Here is a 22,925-nt window from a genome sequence, read left to right on the forward strand (position 1 = left end):
CTCCACGTGAAGCGGCCAAGCAAAAGGCTGATCGATGATGCGCGCCGACGGGCCGATACTGTGTTTCGGTGAACTGCTGCTCAGGCTCTCCCCGCCGGGGCACGGTCCCTTGTTCCGGGAGTCTCGGCTGGACGCGAATTTCGGCGGCGCGGAGGCCAATGTCGCCGTCGCGCTCGCGCGTCTTGGCAGGAGCAGCGGCGTCATTTCCGCGGTGCCCGACGACGTCGTCGGCGACGCCGCGATCGATGCGCTCCGCCGGCCCGGCGTCGATGTATCGCGGATCGCGCGCAGCGACGGGCGACTCGGCCTGTATTACCTCGCACCCGGTGCAGGGCTGCGCGCGTCGGCGATCGTCTACGACCGTCAGAACAGCGTGTTCGCGACCCGGACGGCGACCGCCTATGACTGGCCGGCGCTGCTGGCCGGCGCGGCGCGGCTGCATCTGTCGGGGATCAATCCGGCGATCGGTCCCGCGATGGCGGACATCTGCCTGGCAGCGATGACCGCCGCACGCGCGATCGGCGTACCGGTGTCGTTCGACGGCAATTACCGCGCGAGCATGTGGGCGAGATGGTGTGCGGACCCCGCCGCGATCCTTCTTCCGCTCGTCGACCATGCCGATCTGTTGTTCGGCAATCACCGCGACATCGCGTTGCTGCTGCGGCGTCCGCTCGATGGCAGCACGCCGCAGGGCCGACGCGAGGCGGCATTGGCGGCGTTCGACCGGTTCCCGAACCTGCGCCACATCGCGTCCATGTCCCGCGAGGTCCGCGACGCCGGATGCAACGTCCTGCGCGCCCGGATCGACACGCCGACCGACATCATCGAGACCGACGCGATCGAAGTTTCGGGCATCGTCGACCGGATCGGCACCGGGGACGCCTTCGCCGCCGGTGTTCTCGCCGAGCTTAACATCGGGGGGGGCGAAGGCGCAGCCCACGCGGCGCAAACCGGGCTGGCGCTGGCGGTCTTGAAACATGCCACACCGGGCGACCAGAGCGAGACCACGCCGCGCGATCTGGCGACGTTCCGCGAGGGAGGGTTCGACGTTCGGCGCTGAGCCCGACCACCAAAACCAAGCGCGCGGGCCGGTCGCAATTTTCATCCTGATCGGTTGACAGCACCTCCAAGCACGCAAATGATATCGCTATCATAATGATAAAATAGGAGAGTTCGGTGGATATCACGCGACGCGACGGGCTGGCGATGCTGGGCGGCCTTGGGGTTTCCGCGGCGACCGCCGGGCGTGCCTTGGCCCAGATTGGTGACGCGATACCATCGCTGGACGGTAACGGAGCGGGCTTGCAGTCGATCGCCTCGACCAAGGGGATACGGCTTGGGTCGTGCTTTGCCTGGGGACGCCCCGGCGCGGATCGCGGATCATTCGCCAACCCCGCTTACGCCGCGCTGCTGAAGCGCGATTGCGGGCTGCTGGTGCCGGAAAACGAGATGAAGTGGCAGGCGATCCGGCCAAGCGCGACCCGCTTCGACTTTGCCCATCTGGACGCGATGATGGCGTGGGCGAAGGCCAGCCGACTGCCGGTGCGCGGCCATAATCTGCTGTGGCATCAGCCGAAATGGATGCCGCGGTGGGAGGAAAGTCATGATTTCGGCGCGAACCCGGCACAGGCGGCGGAGCGTCTGCTGGTCGAACATATCACCACCGTCTGCCGCCGCTATGACGCGCAGATCGGCAGCTACGACGTCGTCAACGAAGCGGTGAATCCGGCGGATTCAACGCTGTACCAGACGGCCCTGTCGCGTGCGCTGGGCGGTCCCGAGGCAACGATCGATCTCGCCTTCCACACCGCACGCGCTGCCGCCCCACATGCGCAACTTGTCTATAACGACTATATGAGCTGGGAACCCGGCAACGCCAAACACTGTGCCGGCGTGCTGAATTTGCTCGAGGGTTTCAAACGGCGCGGCGTGCCCGTGGACGCGCTCGGGGTGCAGTCTCACCTCGTGACGCAGGGCTCCGATACGCGCGCGGCGATCACCGCGCTTGAGGGCGAATGGCGTCGCTTCCTCGATGCGGTGACCGCGATGGGGTATGGCCTCGTGATCACCGAACTCGACGTTCGCGACAACAAGCTGCCGGGCGACATCGCCGCGCGCGATCGCGCGGTGGCGGATTTCACACGCGGGTATCTCGATCTCATGCTGTCATACCCGGCGGTCCGCGACGTGCTGCTATGGGGCATGTCCGATCGCTACAGCTGGATCGAAGGTTTCGAGCCTCGCCCCGACAAGGCCCGCCGCCGCCCCTGCCCCTATGACGACAGGTTCGTCGCCAAGCCGATGCGTGCGGCGATCGCGGGCGCAATTGCCGCCGCCCCGATGCGAGCGACGTCGAAGACGGTTGCAGGCGAAGGGTCGCGCCGATGAGTCGCTGGGCGATAGCGCTTCTGCCAGCCGCCCTGCTCGCGGCCAGTGCGGGCGCGCGGGATGCTGCCCACACTGCGCCTGCGCGTCAGTGGATCGCGAGTTGGGGCTCGTCGCAGATGATCGCGGACGGCGACAATGCGTTGCCCGCGGATCGCGCACGCGCGGTCACGCTGCGTCAGGTGATCCGGCTGTCGGCAGGGGGTGATCGCCTCCGTGTCCGCCTGTCCAACGCGTTCGGAACGCGGCCGCTCACCATCGCTGCGGGGCACATCGCGCGCAGTTCGTCGCCTCAGACAGGCGAGATCGTCGGCGGGGTGCGACTGACCTTTGCCGGCCATGCCGATGCCGTCATCCCCGCGGGAGCCGAACTCTATTCCGATCCCGTCGCGATGCCGCTCGCGGCCGGCGCCGATCTCGCCGTCAGCCTGTATCTGCCCGAAGCCGCGACCCCGCAGACCGGCCATCCCGGCGCGCGCGCGATCAGCTTCGCACTCGCGGGCAATCACGTCGCCGATGCAAGCCTGGCAGGCGCTACGCAAACCCCGCATTGGTACGCACTCGCCGATGTCGAAGTAGGGGGTCCGGCCAACGCAGGGACGATCGTCGCGATCGGGGACTCGATCACCGACGGCTACGGCGTCAAGCCAAACCGCAACACGCGGTGGACCGACATTCTCGCCGAACGGTTGCGGCGCACCCCCGCCACCCGCGGTACCGGCGTCGTCAATGCCGGGATCGGCGGCAACCGTATCCTGCTCGACGGGCTGGGTCCCAATCTCATGGCGCGGTTCGACCGCGACGTCGTCGCGCGTAGCGGCGTGCGCTGGGCGATCCTGCTCGAAGGGGTCAACGATCTCGGCGTACTCACGCGGGAGGCGCCAGCGACACCCGCCCAGCACGCCGCGCTCGTGACGCAGATCATCACCGCCTACACCGAACTCGTAACGCGCGCGCATGCGCACGACATCAAGGTGATCGGGGCGACGATCACGCCGTTCGGCGGGAACGACTATTATCACCCGGGACCAGCCTCGGAAGCGGATCGTCAGGCCATCAACACGTTCATCCGCACATCCGGCCTGTTCGATGCGGTAATCGATTTCGATCGTGTCATGCGCGACCCGGCGCAACCGGCCAGGCTGGATCCCGCCGTCGATTCAGGCGACCACCTTCACCCATCCGAAGCCGGGTATCGCCGGATGGGCGAGGCAGTTCCGTTGGCCTTGTTCGGTAGCGGGCGGCGCTGATCAGATCGCAACCGCGTACAAGGCGTGATGCGTCAGGATAAAGAGCGTATGATTGTCGTCGCCGCCGATGACGAGCTGCAAGGGGCGTTCCGGCGTGTCGATGCGCCGCCGCAGCGTGCCGTCGGCGGCGTAAACGAACACCTGCCCATTGGCGACGTAGAGTTGCCCGGCGGCATCGCGGACCGCGCTTTCGCCACCCCGGTCGGCGACGATTTTGAGGTCGGTGACCCGGCCCTGATCGCCGACCAGACCGTCATAGGTCCGGTTTTCGGACGCGTTGGTAAGGACGACGCGAGCGCCGGGAGCGGCGGACACCAGACCATAGGCATCGAGTGTGTCGGACCAGCGCCACCCCTGGTGGTCGTCGGGTCCCTGGTTCCAGACCCGGAACGCAGGCAGCGCCAGCGATCCATCGGGTGAGCGATATTTCTCGGGCTTGGGCTCTGCCATCTTGGTCGCGAACATGTCCGCCATGGTCGGGAACTGATAGGTCGTGGGATCGATACGGTCGGCGAATTCGCCGTTCGCCCAGACGTTGACGGGGAGCAAAGTCGCCGCACCTTTTCCCCCGGCAGCAGGCGTAGGTGCGATCACCTGAACAGCCGCGGGCTTGGCGGGATCGAGGCTATACACGGTACCGTCGCGCCCTGCCGAGGATAGCACGAGCAGATGCCCCGACCGATCGACCGCCAGATTGACCGGATCGAGCGGCGCGTCGGCGACGATCGAGAGCCCTTCGGCCTTGGTCCAGCCATGGATCCGCTGGAAATGCCGGTCGATGAAATAGAGTTTGCCGTGCGCATCGACGGCGCCACCGGCGATCGAATAAAAGCCGTCCGCAAGCTTCCTGACGTCGGTCGACACCGGGATGGCGGAGGCAAGCGCGGCGCTTGTGACTGCAGGCGGCACGTCCAGGCGCGCAAACTCGCGTTCGCGCACTTCCTGGCGCCGCGTGATGTCCTTGATCGCGGTCTCGAACGGGAATTTGCTCGCGCGCAGATACGTACCGCACCCCTTGGCGTCGCAACTCGCAAACCCGCTTTCGGCGTTCACATGCACGTTGCGAAACCGGATATCGCCCGAGTCATACAGCTTCACCGCGGCATCCATCGGCTTCGCCGAGCGGGTGACGCGATAGCCGTGATAGTTGGCGAACAGGATATTGCGCGAATGCCGGATTTCGGTCGAGATCGCATCGACCCCGTCGCGGACCTCCTGTTCGGTCTGCGGCGCGAGGAATTCCCAGTTCTCGACATGGTCGAGGACGATTTCGGCGCGGTAGTGATGCTCGGCCGACAATTGGTACACATGGCCCGGCGTCTTGGTGTTCGACACGTGGAAGCCGGAGGACGCGAGCGTGTTGGGCGACCAGATCGCCGCAAACGTCCCGCCGCCACCATCCGTCACCCAGATGCTCGGCGACTGGCCATCGAACCGCGCGCGCGGATCACCGAAACCGATCGGGCTTCCCTTGGTCAGCGCGGTGCCGCCCCCGCCCTGGATCTTGACGTCGTTGACCATCGAGGCGGCGCCTGCGCGCCACAGCAACGCGGTCGCGCGCGGATTGACGCCGCCGGTCCACAGCCCGAGCCCGGAGACGATCGCATTGCCGCCCCGGGCACTCTCGACCAACGCCTTGGGAGGGCCGACGCCAGCGTAGCCGGCGGTCTCGTCGACGAGATAGAGGTGCGTCAGGCCGGGGTGAAGCGCGATCAGAACGGTATCGGCGCGCAGTTTCACCGTGTCGGACACGCGGTAGCGGCCGGTCGGAAGATACAACACGCGGTGCGTGTCGATCGCGCGTTGCAGTGCCGCCGTGTCGTCGGTGGTGTCGTCGCCCTTCACCCCGAGATCGCGGACGTTCGACCAGTCCTTGACGGGCGGCAGCGCGCGGATCGCCGGCGTCGCGCGGACCGGCACGCGGCCCAGCGGCGCCATCTTCACGTCGGTCGCATACGCGCCGATCGTGCCGAGCGCGGGCAGTTTCAGCCCATAGGAGAAATCGGCGACGCGATAGCGTGGCCCGGTACCCGGTACCGTCTTGCCGCTGTCGCGGAAGCGGACGAAGGTCGGCGTATTGATCCCGACGGCATTGTCGAAACCGATCTGGGTGAAGACGCTGTTCTCGGCCGAAACGACGACTCCGGCGCGCGTGACGTTCTCGAACCGGACGTCCTTGCCCCACAGCGAGTCGGAATAGCCGCGATCGATCTCGATGCCGACCGGCGTATCGCGGATCGCGACGTTGACGAGCGTCAGGTCGACCTCGTGCTCGCGGATCGCGGCGTCGCGCTGGCCCTGGAATTCGGAGTCGATCAGCGTGAACTGCCACGCGGGCGAGGTCTTCTCCGAGATGATCCCGTAGCGACCGCCGAAGAACCGCAGATCCTCGAATTCGTTGCCAGCCTGATAGACCCCGGCGAGCCCCGAATCGATGTGGAAGTCGACGTGGCGCAGATAGCCATGCTGTGCGACCCGGAAGCGCACTGCGACCGCGCCCGCATTGCCGTCGCCGATCCGGAAATCGATATTCGACAGGGCCGAATAGAAGGTACTCGAGGTCGCATCGAAGATCGCGGGGTCGAACGGCACGCTGGTGGGCGGCGGCACCGGCGCCTTGCCGACCCGGTATTGATCCTCGCCGGTGAAACTCAGCATCGCCGCGACGCCCGATGCGTAGCCCGCACTATTGTCGCCGAGGACGATCTCCGGACGCGTGGGGCCGATGCCGAACATCCGGACTGCCGAGCGGACGAAGATCGTGCGGCTGATCCGGTAGCGTCCCGACGGGAGGAACACCACGCCGCCCTTCCCGCCCGCTGCGGCCGCATCGATCGCCTGCTGGAGCGCGACGCTGTCGTCGGCACGCCCGTCGCCGACGCCCTTGACGGTCACCGCGCGCGGATCGTCGGGACGGGTGAGATAGACCGAATTCGTCTTCGCGAATGCCGCGACGGGGAACAGCACGGGCAGCAATGCCACACCACTCAGCAGCCATTTCATGGTCATGTCGATCCTATCCCCGATGACGGGCCGTAGTTGCGGATGACGATTTTGCGGTCGCCAGCCTGGGAGCGGGATTGTCCGCTCACATGTCGAACCCGGTCGCCGGACGCGCGCACGCTCGGCTTGTGGCGCAGGTCGATCAGGCGGGGTGCAGCACCAGGGTCTGCGCGACGATCGCCACCTGCGTGCGATTGCGCACGTTCAGTTTGCGCATCAACGCGGTCATGTGTGCCTTCACGGTCGCCTCGGCGATCCCGAGGTCATAGGCGATCTGCTTGTTGAGCAACCCCGAGTGAACGCCGCGCAGGACCTTGATCTGGGTCGGAGTCAGCTGGGGAGGACGCAGCGACACTGGCGGGGCAGCATTTGCGCGCAGGGGTCGGCAAGCATCGCGAACAGTCGCTTCCATGATCATCCTCCACCGTTTCGGCTTTGACGCCGCACTCTTTCACCCCGCGGTCTGATGCCGCGGCAACAAGGCTCAAGCTCTCGGCCCCCTATTCTGCTTTTACAGATTCGGTTGGACAGGTTTATACTATGCTCCGCTGCTCATTACCGTATCAAGCCTTTTCTGTTGGCAGTTGGCAAATACCTGTCCTACAGATCGATACCTATCGACAGGTGAACGCGCCGTCGGATCGCAGGGAAGGATGTCGATGTCGCCACCATGCAAGCGCCTCGCCAGGACTGAGGGTACCCGCCGATGATCGGCGGCGACCTGAGGCTGATCATTGCGGCGCTGGCGGGAATCCTGCTTGCCGTGGTGATGATCGTGCGCGGGCGACTGCACCCGTTCATCGGCCTGTTGTGCGGCGCGTTCACGGTCGGCCTGCTGGCGGGACTGCCGCTGCCCGATGTTGCCAAGGCCGTCCAAAAGGGCGTGGGCGACATTATCGGCGGCACCGGTCTGGTCGTCGCGCTGGGGCTGTCGTTGGGCGCGATGCTGCATCTGTCCGGCGCCGCCGCGTCGCTTGCCAAGGGCGCGCTGAACCTGACCGGCACCCGCGCTGCGCCATGGGCGACGCTCGGCATCGCGATCGTCATCGGACTGCCGCTGTTCTTCGAGACCGGGCTGGTCCTGCTACTGCCGATCGTCGTCGCGGCGGCGGAGGAAATGTCCGCGATGAGCGCGGGGACCAGCGATGCCGCGCGCGATCAGGCCAAGCTGCGGCTGATCATGCCCGCGCTGGCGGGTCTCGGCGTGGTGCATGCGCTGGTGCCACCGCATCCCGGCCCGCTGCTTGCGGTCGAGGCGCTCGGCGCGAACCTCGGGCTGACGATGCTCTTCGGAATCCTCATCGCGATCCCGACGGCGATTGTCGCCGGGCCGCTGCTGGCCAAATTCACCACCCGCGGCGTGCGACTGGCATCGCCGGTGCTGCGCGATACCGGACTGGCGATCGCCACGCCCTCGCGGCTGCTGTCGCTGGTAATCGTGCTGTTACCGGTCCTGCTCATCGCAACCGGCGAACTGGGCCAGATGATCCCGACGCTGAAGGGCGCGCCCGGCCTGGTCGCGGCGAGCAATCCAGTCGTCGCGCTGCTCCTGACGAACCTGCTCGCGCTGCCGTTGCTGTTCGGGCGGCGGCTGCGCGAGGCTGCGATTCAGGATGCGGTCTGGCACGAGACGATGGGTGCGGCCGGCGCGATCCTGCTCGCGATCGGTGCCGGCGGTGCGCTGAAACAGGTGCTGGTGACCGCCGGCCTGTCCGACCTGCTCGCGCGGACGGTGATGATGTACGCGATCTCGCCGTTACTGCTCGGCTGGCTGGTGGCGGTCGCGATCCGGCTCGCCGCGGGCTCGGCGACGGTGGCCACGATTACCGCGGTCGGCATCATGCCCGGCGTCGTCGCCAGCTCGGGGGTATCGCCCGAGCTGGTCGTGCTGGCGATCGGCGCAGGGTCGGTATTCTTCAGCCACGTCAACGATCCGGGCTTCTGGCTGGTCAAGAGCTATGTCGGGACCAGTACCGCGGACACGTTCCGCACCTGGTCGCTGCTCGAGACCGCGATCTCGGTGGTCGGCCTCGCGCTGGTGATGGCGCTGAGCTATGTCGTCTGACGATGGCGGGATCAGGGTATATGCCACCGCAGGACGTGCGGTCGTGACCGAATTACGGCTCGCGGATCGCGCCTATACGGCGATCGTCCGGATCATCACCGACGACAAGCTTGCGGTCGGCGATCGGCTGCCATCCGAAGCGCAACTCGCCGCCACGTTCGGGATGTCCCGGACGATCGTCCGCGAGGCGTTGGCCCGGCTCGCGTCCGATGGCATCACCCAGGCACGGCGGGGCGCGGGATCCTACGTCAAGCGCCGCCCGTCCGAGCGGCTCGGCACGCACATGCCCATGGACGCGCTGGCGACGACGCTCGGCACCTACGAAGTGCGGTTCGTGCTGGAGGCGGAGGCCGCGCGGCTCGCGGCATCGCGCCGATCGCATCATCAGCTCGAGGCGATCGAACGGGCGCTGGAGGCGTTGCGCAGCGCGTTGCTGTCGAACGCGCCCGCGCATGACGAGGACTGGGTCCTGCACCGCGCGATCGTCGAGGCGACTGCAAACGCCGCGTTCCTGCTGGTGTTCGACCATCTCCACGAGGAGGTGATGCGGATCCTGCGTGCCGGCGTCGATATCTCCCGCTCGCGCCCGCCCGAGGTCATCGGGGCGATGATGGACGAGCATGATGCGATCGTCGAGGCGATCCGGGCACGGGACGCGGATGGCGCTGCGCTCGCGATGCGCTGGCATTTGTCGCAGGGGCGCAAACGGCTGATGCCGTGATCCGGTTCGGTGCCCACTGTCGCATTCGGCAGGCAGGTCAGCCGCGCTGTTGCTCCGATCGGGGCGCTGCGATCCCGAGCCATGCCAGCACGTCGGCCACCAGCGCGTCCGGCGTCCGGCCCGCATCGAGCGTCAGTGCGTTTTCATCCGGTGCCGGCGGCTCGAGTGTGGCGAGTTGGCTGTCGAGCAGGCTTGCCGGCATGTAATGCCCGGCCCGCGTTGCCAGCCTGCGCGCGATCTCCGCGGGCGCCGTATCGAGCAGCACGAACGCCAGCGGCACGGCGGATGCCGCGGACAGACGCTCGCGGTAGCTGCGCTTCAGTGCGGAACAGGCGGCCACTGCCATGCCACCGTGCTCTGTCTGCGTCTCGAGCGCGGCGTCACCGAGCGCGGCCCCCACGCGATCGAGCCACGGCCAGCGGTCGGCATCGTCGAGCGCATGACCGGATTGCATCTTGGCGATGCTCGCCGGTGCATGAAACGTATCGCCTTCGAGTAACGGGCAACCGAGCCGTTGCGCGAGATGCGCGGCCAATGTGGATTTGCCGCTGCCGCTCACGCCCATGACGACGATGCCCCTGACAAGGCTGTCACCTGGGGTATCGCCACCCGGGTTCCCTGAAGTCTCTCGCTTTGCCTGCACCACGCGCCCTCGTCGACTGCTCCGCCATTACGCTATCGGGCGGCGGAGCGGGCTTGGCCATTACGACCTTTGTCGCAGTCGTCCTAGCCGGCACGACCGCCTATCCGGCATGATGTGCCGAAAAACCGCGCCCACGCCGAAAAGCAACCGGCGATGACCGCCGCACATGCGATCATGCCCCTGCCTCTGACCATACCTGCGCCCGTGCCTGCGCTGGGAGCGGTGCCGCGCATGGCGCCGCCTGCCCGGCGCAGATTGCGACCTTGGTCGTAGATGCCGCGCGGCACGCGATGCGATAGACCAGACGATACACGATGGCATGACCAAGCCGGATCACCGGCACGCACCGTGGGCGGATAGGGGATCGACTGATGACAACGGCTAAGCGCGACCGGCGACTTTTCGGACGATTTGATGGTATCGTTACCAGCCTGATGGCGCTGTCGACCGCGCTGGCCTGCACGCCTGCCCTGGCTCAGACCGTCGACCCTGCCCCCGCCCCCGCCCCCGCCCCCGAACTCGCCGCGACCCCAGAGACGTCGCCCACCGATCTGCCTGATACCGCGCCGACGCCTGCCTCGGTCAGCGATATCGTCGTCACCGGCACGCGCATCACGTCGAGCGGCTTCAACGCGCCGACCCCCACGACCGTGATCGGCGAGGAACAGATCCTCAAGAACGCGCAACCCAACATATTCACGACGGTGGCGCAATTGCCCTCGCTCCAGGGCTCGACCGGCGCCAACACGGGGACGTTCAGCACGTCGAGCGGATCGCAGGGGCTCAGCTCGTTCTCGCTGCGTGGTCTCGGCACGATCCGGACTCTGACGCTGCTCGACGGCCAGCGCGTCGTCGGTGCCAACGTCACCGGCGTGCCCGACATCAGCCAGTTCCCGCAATTGCTGATCAAGCGCGTTGACATCGTCACCGGCGGTGCGTCCGCCTCCTACGGTTCGGATGCGGTCGGCGGCGTGATCAACTTCATCACCGATACGAAGTTCACCGGGTTCAAGGCGAACGTCCAGACCGGCGTGACCACCTATGGCGACGACGGCCAGGTGCTGTTCCAGGCGGCGGTCGGCAAGAACTTCGCCAACGACAGGCTGCACGTCATCCTGAGCGGCGAATATGCCAAGGAACAGGGCGTCGGCCCGGGCAATTTCGGCGAAGATCTCGCCGGCAGCCGCGACTGGTACCGTGCGACGACCCTGGTCAACACCGGTATCATGAATAACGGGTCGCCGCAATATCTGGTGCGCGATCATGGCCAGGCGTACCAATACACCAAATACGGCCTGATCAGCGCCGGCCCGCTGCAGGGCACCGCGTTCGACGCCAACGGCCAGCCCTTCCCGTTCCAGTACGGATCGAACGGCGTGCCGGCCAAGGACAGGGCCGGCAACGTCAACGGTTGCTTCGTCGGCTTCTGCGTCGGCGGCGACCAGTCGGGGCATGTCGGATCGGGCACCTCGCTGCAATCCGCGATCCAGCGCCTCAACGGCTATACGCGCATCAGCTACGACGTCGCGCCCGACATGGAGGTCTATATGACCGCCAACGTCGCGCAGGTGAAGACGCACAACCAGCCCAATCCCGGCTCCGCGAAGACCGGGCTGACCGTGCAGTGCGCGAACCCCTATCTGCCCGCGTCGATCTCGGCCGCCTGCGCGGCGAACGGCATCACCAATTTCCAGTACGGCCTAAGCAACGCGATCCTGCCGAACATCAGGGTGAACACCGATCGTCGCCAATATCGCTTCGTCGGGGGCCTGAAGGGCAAGGCCGACGTGCTCGGGACGAACTGGACCTATGACGCGTCGTACGAGCACGGCATCAACATCACCGACATCGACGTCGACAACATCAGCCTGACCGGACGCTACAACCAGGCGATCAACGCGACGCGGATCAACGGTCAGATCGTCTGCGCCGACGCCGCCGCACGCGCCGCGGGCTGCCAGCCGATCAACATCTTCGGCGGCGCGACACCGTCGGCAGCGGCGCTCGCCTATGTCACGCCAGCCGCGGGGCCGTTCCAGCATACCAAGCAGACGCAGGACGCCTTCGCGGGCAGCATCTCGGGCGAGCCGATCACTTTGTGGGCGGGGCCGCTCGCGGTCGCGGCGGGGATCGAATACCGCCGAGAATTCTACCGCGTGAACGCCGATCCTTATGGTGCAGGCGTCTCCGACATCAGCCCGAACTCGACGCTGTATCCGGCCGATCCCAGCCTGAATTCGGTGAACGGCAGCAACTGGTATGCCGGCAACTACAAGAACGGAACGGGCAAGTACAACGTCCTGGAAAGCTTCCTGGAGCTGAACCTGCCGATCCTCAACTCCGACACGCTGGGTCGCGCGAACGTGAACGCGGCGGGCCGGGCGACGCGCTATTCGACCTCGGGAGTCGTCTATGCCTGGAAGGTCGGCGGTACCTGGGACACGCCGCTCGACGGGCTCCGCTTCCGCGCGGTGACGTCGCGCGACGTCCGCGCGCCGAACCTGTCCGAGCTGTTCGCGGCACCGGTGACGACAACAGTCCCCAACTTCACCGATCCGCGCCGGACGGCCGAGAACCCGAACGGCCGCCAGGTGCTCATCATCCAGAACACGATCGGCAACACGGCGCTGAGGCCCGAGATCGCGCGCAACACCGAACTCGGCGTCGTCTATGCGCGGCCGAAATGGCTGCCCGGCCTCAGCCTGTCGTTCGACTATTACAAGATCAAGCTGAACGACGTGATCTCCAGCCTGTCCGCACAGCAGGTCGTCAACCTCTGCCTGGTCGACAACATCCCCGACACCTGCGGGGCGTTCGACCTCGACAGCGATTCCAAATTCGTCAACGTCCAGTCGTTCAACCTGGCGTCGATCAAGACCGACGGGTTCGATATCGAGGCGAGCTATCAGTGGCGCAAACCGCTGGGAATCGACGGTAATTTCACCCTGCGCGGGCTGACCACCCACGTGATCAAATACGTCACCGATCCGGGCCTGCCCGGCACGATCCCGGTCGATTCCGCGGGCGCGAACACCGGCGCGACGCCGAACTGGAAATGGCTCGTCACCGAGAGCTACGACAACGACGCGTTCAGCATCACGCTGCAGCAGCGCTGGTTCAGCGACGGCGTGTACGGGAACCAGTATGTCGTGTGCTCGGCCGGCAACTGCCCGGTCTCGACCAGCAACAACCCGACGATCGACAACAACACGATGAAGGGCGCGTTCTACTTCGACGTCGGCGGTGCACTGAACGTCACCAAGCAGGTGAGCATGTTCTTCAAGGTCGACAATCTGTTCGATCACGATCCCGAGCCATCGCCACAGACCAATACGGGGCTCGACGTGAACCCGGCATTGTACGACACATTGGGCCGGTTCTACCGGATCGGCGTGCGCGCGCGGTTCTGACGGGTCCGGATCGCCTATCCTTCCAAACGCCGGGATGCTCTTTCATGGATTTTGCACGACGCGATATCATCCTGTCCGCCGCCGCACTGGCACTGAGTTCGGCGGCGTGCGGCGCGGCGCGGTCTGACCGCAAGCTCGGCTATGCGATCGTCGGGCTCGGCTCGTACGGGCTCGACGTCATCATACCCCAGTTCGCCAATTGCACGCACAGCCGGCTGGCCGCCGTGGTCAGCGGCGATCCCGTCAAGGCGAAGCGGGTCGCCGCCGAGCACGGCCTGCCCGCCAGCGCGGTCTATTCCTACGCCAATTTCGACTCGATCCGAAACAATCCGGATGTCGACATCGTCTATGTCTGCCTGCCCAATGCGCTGCACGCCGAGTACACGATCCGCGCGGCGAAGGCGGGCAAGCACGTGATGTGCGAAAAGCCGATGGCGATCTCGGTGGCGGAATGCGAGGCGATGATCGCCGCGTGCAAGACCGCGAACCGCAAGCTGATGATCGGCTATCGCTGCCATTTCGAGGCCTATAACCTGGAGGCGATGCGGCTGGCGCATACCGGTGCGGCGGGGAAAATCCGTTATGTCCGGTCCGAGCATGGGTTCGTTCAGGGCGACCCATCGAAATGGCGGCTGAAACGCGCGCTGTCGGGTGGCGGGTCGCTGATGGACATGGGCATCTACAGCCTCCAGGCGGCGCGCTACATGACCGGCGAGGAACCGATCGCGGTGACCGCACGCGAATCCACCGACCGCCGCGATCCGCGCTTTACCGAGGTCGAGGACATGATCGACTGGACGCTGGAATTCCCCTCGGGCGCGATCGCCGGATGCCAGTCGATGTACAGCGCCAACCAGAACCACATCCTGTTGATGGGCGCCGCCGGCCGGATCGAGCTCGAGCCGGCAACGCGCTATGACGGCAACCAGATGTGGGTCGGCAAGGACGGCCGCGAGCGCGCGGTCATGCCGCCGCCCGGCCCCGGCAAGACGCAGTTCGCGGGGCAACTCGATCACCTCGTCGACTGCGTCCGCACCGGGCGCGAACCGATCGTGTCGGGCGAAGAGGGCCTGCGCGACATGCGCATCGTCGAGGCGATCTACCGTTCCGCGCGCGAGGGACGGACCATCCGCCTGGACGGTCGCGCATGATCGGGCGTCTGGTGGCTGTTGCCCTCGCTTTCGTATCGGTTGCTGCAACGGCGCAGACCACGGATCCCACTGCCTTCGCATCGGGTGCCGACGTGACCTCGCAGGTCGCGGCGATGGCGAAGGGCATGAAACCCGGACAGGGCTTTGCGTGGCAGCCCCTGGTGCGCGACGGCGAAACGGTGGCCGCGCTCGAATATTGGAAGACGCCGGGACGCCCGGCAGTGCATCCGGACCAGGCCGAATACGCGATCGTCATCGCCGGCGCGGGGACGCTGATATCGGGTGGCACGCTAGAGGCGGCGAAATCCGTCAAACCCGACCTCACCGAAGGCGACCGCATCATCGGCGGCACCACGCGCACGTTGAAGCCGGGCGACGTCATGCTGATCCCGGCGGGCGTCCCGCACTGGTTCGGCATCACCGGCAATCGCCTCGTCCTGCTCGGCACGAAGCTGTCTGCGAGACGGTAGAGAAACCTTCGATCCTCCCCCGCCAGGGGGAGGTGGCAGGCGCAGCCTGACGGAGGGGGAGGTAAGGAATGTCTTCGGTTGCGTCGGCCTCCCCCTCCGTCGCTTCGCGCCACCTCCCCCTGGCGGGGGAGGATTCAGGACTCAAGGTCACCCCCACCAACCGCGGCGCAGCGGCACGCGAAGGACGCGGTCGTTCGCAGTCAGGTACAGCGCCCTCCCCCGCTCGCCGAACGCGCAGTTCGCGATCGGCGCCCCGGTCGAGATCAGCCCCAACGGTTCGGCCTCGGGCGTGAGGATCATCATCCCGCCGGGCACCGAGCACACCAGCGTGCCATCGCGCGCCACCTTCATGCCGTCGGGCAGCCCCGCACCACCCCGCGCCTGCATCGGTTTCGCATCGAGCCAGACCCGCGCGTTGCCAGGCCGCCCCGCGGAATCCAGGTCATAGACCATGATCCGTGGCGCGGTTTCGTCCGATACCGACACGTAGAGCCGCCGCTCGTCGGGCGACAGCGCGATCCCATTGGGGCGCGTCAGGCCGCCGTCGAGCAATTCGACACCACCGTCCCGTGTCCAGCGATAGACGCCGTTGACCGTCATCTCCTTGTCCGGCGAGGTGTCGCCGTCGACCAGTCCATAAGGCGGATCGGTGAAGTAGATCGTGCCGTCACGCGCGACGTGCAGGTCGTTCGGGCTGTTGAAGCGCTTGCCGCGATACCGGTCGATCAAGACCGTGCGGCGGCCGGTGGCAAGGTCGACGCGGTCGATCGACCGGCCGCCACTGTTGGCAATCAGCAGCTTGCCCGTCCGGTCGAGCGCCAGTCCGTTGGCACCAGGCTCGCGGACGCGCTTTGGATCGGTTCCGCCCGCCCCCGAGGGATCGAGGAACGGCGTCGCAGCCCCCCCCTTACGCCACCGCCTGACGATATTGGCCGCCGGATCGGAGAACAGCAGATACTGCCCGGCCTCGACCCACAAAGGCCCCTCTGCCCAGCGTATCCCGGTAGCGAGCGTCTCGATAACCGCGTCGGGCGCAATCATCCGATCGAGTGTCGGCGACAATCGTGCGATCCGCGGCACCACCGCACCCACCTTTGCCTCGCCCGCCTCTGTGGCGCGCACCACTGCCCCGCGCGCCGCCGCTCCCCCAGCGATGCCGAGCAGTGCAAGTCCGCCGATCAGCATGCCGCGCCGATCCAGCACAGCGCCGTGGCGAAGGTCGGGCGCCGAATGGTCGTGTCCGGTCGGTTCCAAAATCATGCCAGCATCCCCCCGCGTTGCACTTGGTAGCGCTATCGCTCAAAGTGCGGTGATAAAAGCGAGGGGATGACGGTGTCGATACCAAAATGGGGATGCGCTGCGGCGTTGGGATTGAGCGTCATCGTATCCAGCCCGGTGTCGGCGGCCATCGTCGCGCGGACGATCGCGGTGGACGTACGCGCACCGACGACGCCGCGCGACCGCATGGCCGAGCTTTCCATCGGCGCCGATTTTCCCGGCACGCTGCAACGCGAGGACAGTCTGGCGCAGCTTGGGCTCGTCCAGAAAGACCTACGCTTCCGCTATATCCGTTTCCACAACGTCTTTGCGGACCAATTGGGTGTGTACCGCGAAGTGAACGGCAAGCCGGTCTACGACTGGCGCAAGCTCGATCGGCTGTACGACCGGCTGCTCGGCATGGGGCTCAAGCCGTTCGTCGAACTCGGCTTCACGCCCGACGCGATGAAGACGTCCGACCAGACGATCTTCTACTGGAAGGGCAACACCTCGCATCCCCAGCCGGACAAATGGACCGCGCTGGTCGATGCGTTCACGCGCCACATGATTGACCGCTATGGCGCCAAGGAAGTCCGCAGCTGGTATTTCGAATTCTGGAACGAACCCAATCTCGCCGGCTTCTGGGAAGGCGCCGACCAGGCCGCCTATTTCGACTATTACAAACGCACCGTGCGCGCGATCAAGGCGATCGATCCCGCGCTGCGCGTCGGCGGGCCGGCGACCGCAGGCGCTGGCTGGGTGCCCGAATTCCTCGCTTATGCGAAAGCCAATGCGCTCCCGGTCGATTTCGTCAGCACGCATACCTACGGCGTCGAGGGCGGATTTCTCGACGAGAAGGGCGAAGGCGATAACAAACTGTCGCGCGATCCCGATGCCGTCGTGAAGGACGTCCGCGCGGTGCGCGCGCAGATCGATGCCGCCGGCCGCCCCGGACTGCCGCTGTTCTTCACCGAATGGAGCACCAGCTACAATCCGCGCGATCCGATCCACGACGACTATCTCGGCGCGGCCTATGTGCTCTCCAAGCTGCGACGCACCGAGGGGCTGGCGCAGGGCATGAGCTACTGGACGTTCAGCGACCTGTTCGAGGAACCCGGGCCGCAGGCCAAGCCGTTCGAGGGCGGCTTCGGGCTGATGACGCCGCAGGGTGTGCGCAAAGCGACGTGGTTCGCCTATAAATACCTCGCCGAGCTGGGCGACCGTGAAGTGCCGACCGGCGACGCCCAGAGCATCGCCGCGATCAAGGGCCGGACGATCCAGCTGCTCGCATGGCGCGACGTCCTGCCCAACCAGCCCGTGAGCAATCGCCCGTTCTTCACCAAAATCCGCGTTCCCGCCGCCGCGGCGCCGCTCGATATCAAGTTCGGCGGCCTGAAGGCGGGATCGTACCGCGTCACGGTACGCCGCACCGGCTTTCGCCAGAACGACGCCTATACCGCGTATCTCGAAATGGGCAGGCCGGCCGCGCTGACCGGGGCGCAGCTTGCACAGTTGCAGGCAGCGACGCGGGATTTGCCGACCACCAGCACGCTTCGGGTCCGCGCCGATGGCAAGGCGACGATCGACCTGCCGATGCGCGATCACGATGTCGTGATGATCGAGCTGACACCGGCCTGAACGGAGCGCGATCCGGCAGGAACAGTCGGACACTTTCGTCGCGTTCGAGGATTGGAGCACCACCCCCGCACAGACCACAGGACACCGTCATGCTCATCGATCTTACCGGCAAGACCGCGCTCGTCACCGGCTCTACCGAAGGCATCGGCTTCGGCATCGCGCAAGGACTCGCTCGGACGGGCGCGACCGTCATCGTCAATGGCCGTACGCAGGCAAAGGTCGACATGGCGGTCGAGAAGATCGGCGGCAATGCGCGCGGGGTGGCCGCAGACCTCGGCAACGCCGACGGTCACGACGTGCTCGTCGCCGCGGTGCCGCACGCCGATATCGTCGTCAGCAATCTCGGCATCTTCCAACCCGCCGACTTTTTCGACGTCGACGACGCGACCTGGGACCGGCACTGGCAGGTCAACGTGATGGCCGGCGTTCGATTGGCGCGTGCCTACCTGCCCGGCATGGCGACGAACGGCTGGGGACGCCTCGTGTTGCTGTCGTCCGAATCCGCCTTCAACATTCCCGTCGAGATGATCCACTACGGCGTCAGTAAGACCGCCGACGTCGCGCTCGCACGGGGCCTCGCCAAGCGGATGGCGGGCACCGGCGTGACGGTGAATTCGGTGCTGCCCGGCCCGACCTTGTCCGAAGGCGTCGAGGCGATGCTCGAGGACGAACGCGTCAAGACCGGCAAGCCGATCGACGAGGTCGCCGCTACGTTCGTGCAGACGCATCGACCAAGCTCGATCATCCGCCGTGCCGCCACGGTCGAGGAGGTGGCGAACATGGTCGTCTATCTGGCCTCGCCGCTTGCCTCCGCCACCACCGGGGCGGCGATGCGCGTCGATGGCGGCGTGATCGACACGCTCTGATACGGCACCGGTGGATCCGTTTCTCGCTGCGCTCGACCGGTTGCCGACCGGCTATAGCGAGGGTCTGTTCGCTGGCCGTCGCTGGGGCGTCACGGTCGATCTTTCGGCGGATCGTCGGCGGTGCTGGGTCTGGGGCGAAGAACTGGGCGGCAAGGCACGGATCAGTTTCAACCTTTACAGGTTGGCGGACCGGCCCGTGCTACGCCCCTGCGAGATGCCCGCCGAGACGGTGACCGCCTTCATACTCGGCTACACGCCCGATCCGGTGCGGCTCACGCCACCGCCGTCGCGTGGATAGGCAGGAGTGCCGCACCGATCGTCGCGGCGGCCCCCTCCAGCGTGGACACCGAGATGATCGGCACGCCGCTGACATGATCGCCGATGTGCATCGCGCCGAAGTCGATATGCTCAACCAGCGCGCGCAGGATGCGGTTCGGCAGTGGGCTTGAGATCACGAACTCGCCCGGATCGATCCACGCAAGCCCCCAGTTTATGATCGGTGCGATCTGACTGGCGGCGCGGCGGACCCAGGCGTCGACGACGTCCTCGCACCCCGCGACCACCGCCTCGAAATCGACCAGCGAGTGGATCTCGCAACCCGCCGCACGCAGCGTGATCAACAGGTCGAGCGTCGAGGGGCGTGGCCGGTCGTTGGGATAGAGGCAGCCGATCTCCCCCGCGCTCGCCATCGCGCCGCGCAGGATCCGGCCCTCGACGATGATCCCCGCGCCGATCCCGTGGCCGAGCAGGATCACCACCGCGGTCGAGCAGCGCCGCATCAGACCACCGACGTAATATTCCGCCAGCGCCGCGGTGTTGGCATCGTTCTCGATCCAGATCCGGTGGCCGATATGCTCCTCGAACAGCGTCTTCAGGTCGATCCCGCGCCATGCACCGAGACTGTCGACCGTCCAGCGCCGGTTCCCCTCGGGCGATAGCGACGAGCCCGGAACGCCGATCCCGACCCCCAGCAGTCGCCGTCCGAGCAGCCGGTTCTCGATCGCCATGGCGTGCATCGATTCCGTGACGCGCGCGGCGAAGACGCGTGGATCCGGATCGTCGAACGGCTGCGAGCTGTGCGCGATCACCCCGCCCGCGTAATCGACCAGCGCCACCTCCATCAGCCCGCGGTGGAGCATCGCACCGACCGCATAGCCGGCATCGGGCGATATCCGCAGCGGCACGGCGGGCCGACCGGGCGTCACCGGCTCCGAACTCGGACATTCCTCGATCAGTCCGTGCGCGAGCAGGTTGCTCGACAGCCGCGTCAGCTTCGACGCGCTCATTGCGAGATCGCCCGCGAGTTGCTTGCGCGATCGCCCACCGACCGAGCGCAGGACCTGCATGATCCGCCGCTCGTCGTCGTCCAGTCTCAGCTTAGCATAGGCCATCGCCCGCTCCCTCGCCGATCCCGATAGTCGATTAGTTTATTTCGTGAAATTAATTAAAATCGTCATATTCCACGTCCAGCGGCGTGGCATCGAACAGGGCTGGGGACGAACAGATGACCAAATTTGGCTTGCGCACGGGTTGCGCCATTCTCGCGTTGAGCATCGCCGCGCAGTCGCCGGCCTGGGCCCAGACCGCCCCCACCACGCCGCCTGCCGCCACGCCCCCGGCCGATACGGTCCCGGCCGAAGCGGTCCCGGACGCATCCGCACCCGACGCCGCGGCGCCTGACGCCGGCGGCGGCGACATCATCGTTACCGGTTCGGCCCGCCAGCAACGCCGCTTCGACGTATCCTACGCGGTCAACTCGCTCAGCAACGCCGACATCCAGAAGCTCGCACCGATCAACTTCGCCGACCTCCTCGGCAAGCTGCCCGGCTTCGCGGTCGAGAACACCGGCGGCGAGGTCCAGAACATCATCCGCCTGCGCGGCCTGCCGAGCGACGGTGGCCTCGTCACCTTCCAGCAGGACGGACTGCCGATGTTCCACGAGAATGACGGCAATTTCTTCCGCGGCGACAGCATCAACCGGTTCGACCTGATGACGCAGCGCGTCGAGGTCGTGCGCGGCGGCCCTGCCCCGGTTTATGCGAGCTATGCCGCGGCGATCGTCAACAACATCACCGTGTCGGGGACCGACACGACGCGCGGCAAGGCACAGGTCACGCTCGGCGATACCGGGCTATACCGGCTCGACGCGTACCAGGCGGGTCCGATCGACGAGTCGACCTATTACGCGATCGGCGGGTTCCTGCGCCGCCACGACGGCTACCGCGACAACGGCTTTCCGAACGATCGCGGTGGCCAGGTCCGCGCCAACATCAAGCATGACTTCAGCAACGGATCGCTGCGCGTGTCGGGGAATTACCTGAACGACCACAACGTGTTCTATTTGCCGATCCCGACCGCCGACCCGCGCGATCCGAGCAAATCGCTCAACCAGTATATCGATTTCTTCAGCGGCACGATGAACTCGCCTGCGCTGCGCAACGCGAACATCCGTTTCCGCGAGGCCGACGGCACGACGCGCAACGTCGACGCCGATCTCGGCAATGGTCGCCACACGCAGTTCGGCAACGTCGGCGTGCAGTACGACGCGGATTACGACGGCTGGAAGGTCGCTGCGAAGGGCGGCGTCAGCGTCGGCAAGCTCCATTTCAACGCGCTGTATTCGACCAGCAACCCGTCGGACGCCAACGCCTATGCCGCCAGCAACCTCGGCGCGGCACGGACCGCGTTCGGCGCGGGCGTCACCCGGCTCGGCTATGCGATCGCAGGCACCAACGGCGCCGAAGTCTACGACCCCAACGCCGCCTCCGGCCTCGTCGTCCCCGCGCAGTTCCGCGACGTCGTCTCGAAATATTATTCGACGCAGGGCGACCTCAGCGTCACGCGCTCGATCGCAACCGGCTTCGGCACGCACGATCTCCGCGTCGGCGTGTATGGCAGCCTGTACGGCGAGACCAACGAGGTCGCGTATCAGGACTATCTGCTCGAGGTGAAGGGCAAGCCGCGGACGCTCGATCTGATCGCGTACAACGCCGCGGGCCAGGCGGTCGGTTCGATCACCGACAACGGCGTGCTGCGCTATACGACCACGCTCAACCGCGGCAACACCGACGCGAAGATGTACGCGCTCTACGCCAACGACACTTGGGAACTGACCAAGGGCCTGACCCTGGACGGCGGCGTCCGTCACGAACGGTACAGCTTCAACGGCTATGCGTTCGCGACGACCTCCGCCAACCTCGGCGATCCGACCACGCTGGCCGACGACGGCGTCCGTGCGTTCACCGGCCAGATCATCAATTCGAAGCTGAGCCCGAACATCACCAACTGGACCGGCGGGATCAACTACGACGTCACGCAGCATCTCGGCGCCTATGCCCGCGCCTCGCATCTCGAAACGCCGCCCTCGACGCAGGTGACGTACCAGATCAACCCGACGATCATCACGTCGAAGGCGAACCAGTACGAGGTCGGGCTGAAGGCCGCATTCGGCCGGTCGTATTTGTACCTGATCGGCTTCTATACGCGCTATAATCCGCTCAACGCATCGTTCGTCGCGCTCGATCCCGTAACCGGCCGCAACGACCAGTCGGTGCCGTTCGTCGGCAAGGCGGAGATCAAGGGCATCGAGATCGACGGCAACCTCGCGCTACCATACGGCTTCGCGGTGACCGGCGCGCTGACGATCAGCGATCCGCAGTATAAGAGCCTCGTCAACGCCAATGGCGCGAGCGCCGGCGATGTCGAGGGCAACCAGCTCGTCCGCGAACCGAAGGTCTACGGCAACATCCGTCCCTCGGTCGACTTCGACGTCGCGGGCAGTGCCGTGCAGATCTACGGCCGCTACGAATATACTGGCAAACGCTATGTCGACTTCTTCAACAACACCGCGCTGCCCGCCTACCAGACGGTCGGCGCGGGGATCACGCTGACGCACGACACGTGGCAGATGCAGGTCGTCGGCGACAATCTGTTCAATGCCAAGGGCCTGACCGAAGGCAATACCCGCACCGACCAGTTGAGCGGCCAGGGCACGGCCGACGCGATCTACGGCCGACCGAACTTCGGTCGCAACGTCCGCCTCGTGGTCAGCAAGTCCTGGTGACGG

The 22,925-nt window shown here is 66.2% G+C and carries 17 protein-coding genes; 12 read left to right on the plus strand and 5 right to left on the minus strand.

Annotated features, from left to right (window positions below):
• Positions 1-37: 37 nt before the first annotated feature.
• The 3 genes from U1737_RS03890 to U1737_RS03900 all read left to right on the plus strand — a co-directional run bounded on the left by U1737_RS03890 (position 38) and on the right by U1737_RS03900 (position 3,635).
• Positions 38-1,060, plus strand: a complete 1,023-nt coding sequence (locus U1737_RS03890; protein WP_443027089.1) for a sugar kinase — start codon at positions 38-40, stop codon at positions 1,058-1,060.
• Between the two features lie 116 nt (positions 1,061-1,176).
• Positions 1,177-2,388: an endo-1,4-beta-xylanase gene (locus U1737_RS03895; RefSeq protein WP_332795703.1), complete on the plus strand. Its 1,212-nt coding sequence runs from the start codon at positions 1,177-1,179 to the stop codon at positions 2,386-2,388.
• Positions 2,385-3,635 (plus strand): SGNH/GDSL hydrolase family protein, encoded by a 1,251-nt coding sequence (locus U1737_RS03900; protein ID WP_332795704.1) that lies wholly within the window; start codon positions 2,385-2,387, stop codon positions 3,633-3,635. The genes U1737_RS03895 and U1737_RS03900 overlap by 4 nt, the downstream gene beginning before the upstream one ends.
• Here U1737_RS03900 and U1737_RS03905 read toward each other — a convergent pair whose 3' ends face one another.
• The gene (locus tag U1737_RS03905; protein ID WP_332795705.1) at positions 3,636-6,644 is read right to left on the minus strand and encodes a glycosyl hydrolase family 28-related protein; all 3,009 of its coding nucleotides are present in this window, start codon (positions 6,642-6,644) and stop codon (positions 3,636-3,638) included. It lies immediately after the preceding gene.
• A 136-nt stretch (positions 6,645-6,780) separates the two neighbouring features.
• A complete protein-coding gene (locus U1737_RS03910) occupies positions 6,781-7,050 on the minus strand; it encodes a helix-turn-helix domain-containing protein (protein ID WP_248521861.1) in 270 nt (89 codons plus the stop codon).
• Positions 7,051-7,344: 294 nt separating this feature from the next.
• Here U1737_RS03910 and U1737_RS03915 point away from each other — a divergent pair, with 294 nt between their 5' ends.
• Both U1737_RS03915 and U1737_RS03920 read left to right on the plus strand, forming a co-directional pair.
• Entirely contained in the window at positions 7,345-8,703 is a 1,359-nt protein-coding gene (locus U1737_RS03915) for a GntP family permease (protein WP_332795706.1), read from the plus strand.
• A gap of 43 nt (positions 8,704-8,746) precedes the next feature.
• The gene (locus U1737_RS03920; RefSeq protein ID WP_248521865.1) at positions 8,747-9,424 is read left to right on the plus strand and encodes a FadR/GntR family transcriptional regulator; all 678 of its coding nucleotides are present in this window, start codon (positions 8,747-8,749) and stop codon (positions 9,422-9,424) included.
• A gap of 37 nt (positions 9,425-9,461) precedes the next feature.
• Here U1737_RS03920 and U1737_RS03925 read toward each other — a convergent pair whose 3' ends face one another.
• Positions 9,462-10,070 carry a gluconokinase gene (locus U1737_RS03925; RefSeq protein ID WP_443027080.1) on the minus strand — a complete coding sequence of 203 codons (609 nt, stop codon included), beginning with the start codon at positions 10,068-10,070 and terminating at the stop codon, positions 9,462-9,464.
• 368 nt (positions 10,071-10,438) lie between these two features.
• On the opposite strand from U1737_RS03925, the gene U1737_RS03930 reads away from it, so the two are divergent.
• The 3 genes from U1737_RS03930 to U1737_RS03940 are packed head-to-tail and all read left to right on the plus strand — an operon-like array spanning position 10,439 to position 15,098.
• The gene (locus tag U1737_RS03930) at positions 10,439-13,477 is read left to right on the plus strand and encodes a TonB-dependent receptor plug domain-containing protein (RefSeq protein ID WP_332795707.1); all 3,039 of its coding nucleotides are present in this window, start codon (positions 10,439-10,441) and stop codon (positions 13,475-13,477) included.
• 44 nt (positions 13,478-13,521) lie between these two features.
• Positions 13,522-14,628, plus strand: coding sequence for a Gfo/Idh/MocA family protein (locus U1737_RS03935; RefSeq protein ID WP_332795708.1), 1,107 nt, complete (start codon positions 13,522-13,524; stop codon positions 14,626-14,628).
• The gene (locus U1737_RS03940) at positions 14,625-15,098 is read left to right on the plus strand and encodes a cupin domain-containing protein (RefSeq protein ID WP_332795709.1); all 474 of its coding nucleotides are present in this window, start codon (positions 14,625-14,627) and stop codon (positions 15,096-15,098) included. Before U1737_RS03935 ends, U1737_RS03940 begins: the two co-directional genes overlap by 4 nt.
• Before the next feature lie 147 nt (positions 15,099-15,245).
• Here the strand turns inward: U1737_RS03940 and U1737_RS03945 are convergent, their stop codons facing one another.
• A complete protein-coding gene (locus tag U1737_RS03945; RefSeq protein WP_332795710.1) occupies positions 15,246-16,358 on the minus strand; it encodes an SMP-30/gluconolactonase/LRE family protein in 1,113 nt (370 codons plus the stop codon).
• 111 nt (positions 16,359-16,469) lie between these two features.
• Between U1737_RS03945 and U1737_RS03950 the strand changes: the two genes are divergently transcribed.
• The 3 genes from U1737_RS03950 (at position 16,470) to U1737_RS03960 (ending at position 19,157) form a co-directional block, all read left to right on the plus strand.
• Entirely contained in the window at positions 16,470-17,993 is a 1,524-nt protein-coding gene (locus U1737_RS03950; protein WP_332795711.1) for a GH39 family glycosyl hydrolase, read from the plus strand.
• A gap of 89 nt (positions 17,994-18,082) precedes the next feature.
• Complete coding sequence (locus U1737_RS03955; RefSeq protein WP_332795712.1) at positions 18,083-18,859, plus strand: SDR family NAD(P)-dependent oxidoreductase; 777 nt, start codon at positions 18,083-18,085, stop codon at positions 18,857-18,859.
• A gap of 10 nt (positions 18,860-18,869) precedes the next feature.
• The gene (locus U1737_RS03960; RefSeq protein WP_332795713.1) at positions 18,870-19,157 is read left to right on the plus strand and encodes a hypothetical protein; all 288 of its coding nucleotides are present in this window, start codon (positions 18,870-18,872) and stop codon (positions 19,155-19,157) included.
• On the opposite strand, the gene U1737_RS03965 is transcribed toward U1737_RS03960, so the two are convergent.
• The gene (locus tag U1737_RS03965) at positions 19,132-20,250 is read right to left on the minus strand and encodes an ROK family transcriptional regulator (RefSeq protein ID WP_332795714.1); all 1,119 of its coding nucleotides are present in this window, start codon (positions 20,248-20,250) and stop codon (positions 19,132-19,134) included. The two genes, U1737_RS03960 and U1737_RS03965, sit on opposite strands and share 26 nt — an antisense overlap.
• Positions 20,251-20,363: 113 nt before the next feature.
• Here U1737_RS03965 and U1737_RS03970 point away from each other — a divergent pair, with 113 nt between their 5' ends.
• Positions 20,364-22,922 (plus strand): TonB-dependent receptor, encoded by a 2,559-nt coding sequence (locus U1737_RS03970; protein ID WP_332795715.1) that lies wholly within the window; start codon positions 20,364-20,366, stop codon positions 22,920-22,922.
• The last annotated feature ends 3 nt before the right edge of the window (positions 22,923-22,925 follow it).

The organism is Sphingomonas fucosidasi (genome assembly GCF_036663855.1).
GTDB lineage: Bacteria > Pseudomonadota > Alphaproteobacteria > Sphingomonadales > Sphingomonadaceae > Sphingomonas > Sphingomonas faeni_B.

Bases quoted from the DNA above. Each gene is read 5' to 3' on its own strand.
- U1737_RS03890 (WP_443027089.1), top strand. From the start codon at position 38: ATGCGCGCCGACGGGCCGATACTGTGTTTCGGTGAACTGCTGCTCAGG.
- U1737_RS03900 (WP_332795704.1), top strand. From the start codon at position 2,385: ATGAGTCGCTGGGCGATAGCGCTTCTGCCAGCCGCCCTGCTCGCGGCC.
- U1737_RS03905 (WP_332795705.1), bottom strand. From the start codon at position 6,644: ATGACCATGAAATGGCTGCTGAGTGGTGTGGCATTGCTGCCCGTGCTG.
- U1737_RS03910 (WP_248521861.1), bottom strand. From the start codon at position 7,050: ATGGAAGCGACTGTTCGCGATGCTTGCCGACCCCTGCGCGCAAATGCT.
- U1737_RS03915 (WP_332795706.1), top strand. From the start codon at position 7,345: ATGATCGGCGGCGACCTGAGGCTGATCATTGCGGCGCTGGCGGGAATC.
- U1737_RS03930 (WP_332795707.1), top strand. From the start codon at position 10,439: ATGACAACGGCTAAGCGCGACCGGCGACTTTTCGGACGATTTGATGGT.
- U1737_RS03935 (WP_332795708.1), top strand. From the start codon at position 13,522: ATGGATTTTGCACGACGCGATATCATCCTGTCCGCCGCCGCACTGGCA.
- U1737_RS03940 (WP_332795709.1), top strand. From the start codon at position 14,625: ATGATCGGGCGTCTGGTGGCTGTTGCCCTCGCTTTCGTATCGGTTGCT.
- U1737_RS03945 (WP_332795710.1), bottom strand. From the start codon at position 16,358: ATGATTTTGGAACCGACCGGACACGACCATTCGGCGCCCGACCTTCGC.
- U1737_RS03955 (WP_332795712.1), top strand. From the start codon at position 18,083: ATGCTCATCGATCTTACCGGCAAGACCGCGCTCGTCACCGGCTCTACC.
- U1737_RS03965 (WP_332795714.1), bottom strand. From the start codon at position 20,250: ATGGCCTATGCTAAGCTGAGACTGGACGACGACGAGCGGCGGATCATG.
- U1737_RS03970 (WP_332795715.1), top strand. From the start codon at position 20,364: ATGACCAAATTTGGCTTGCGCACGGGTTGCGCCATTCTCGCGTTGAGC.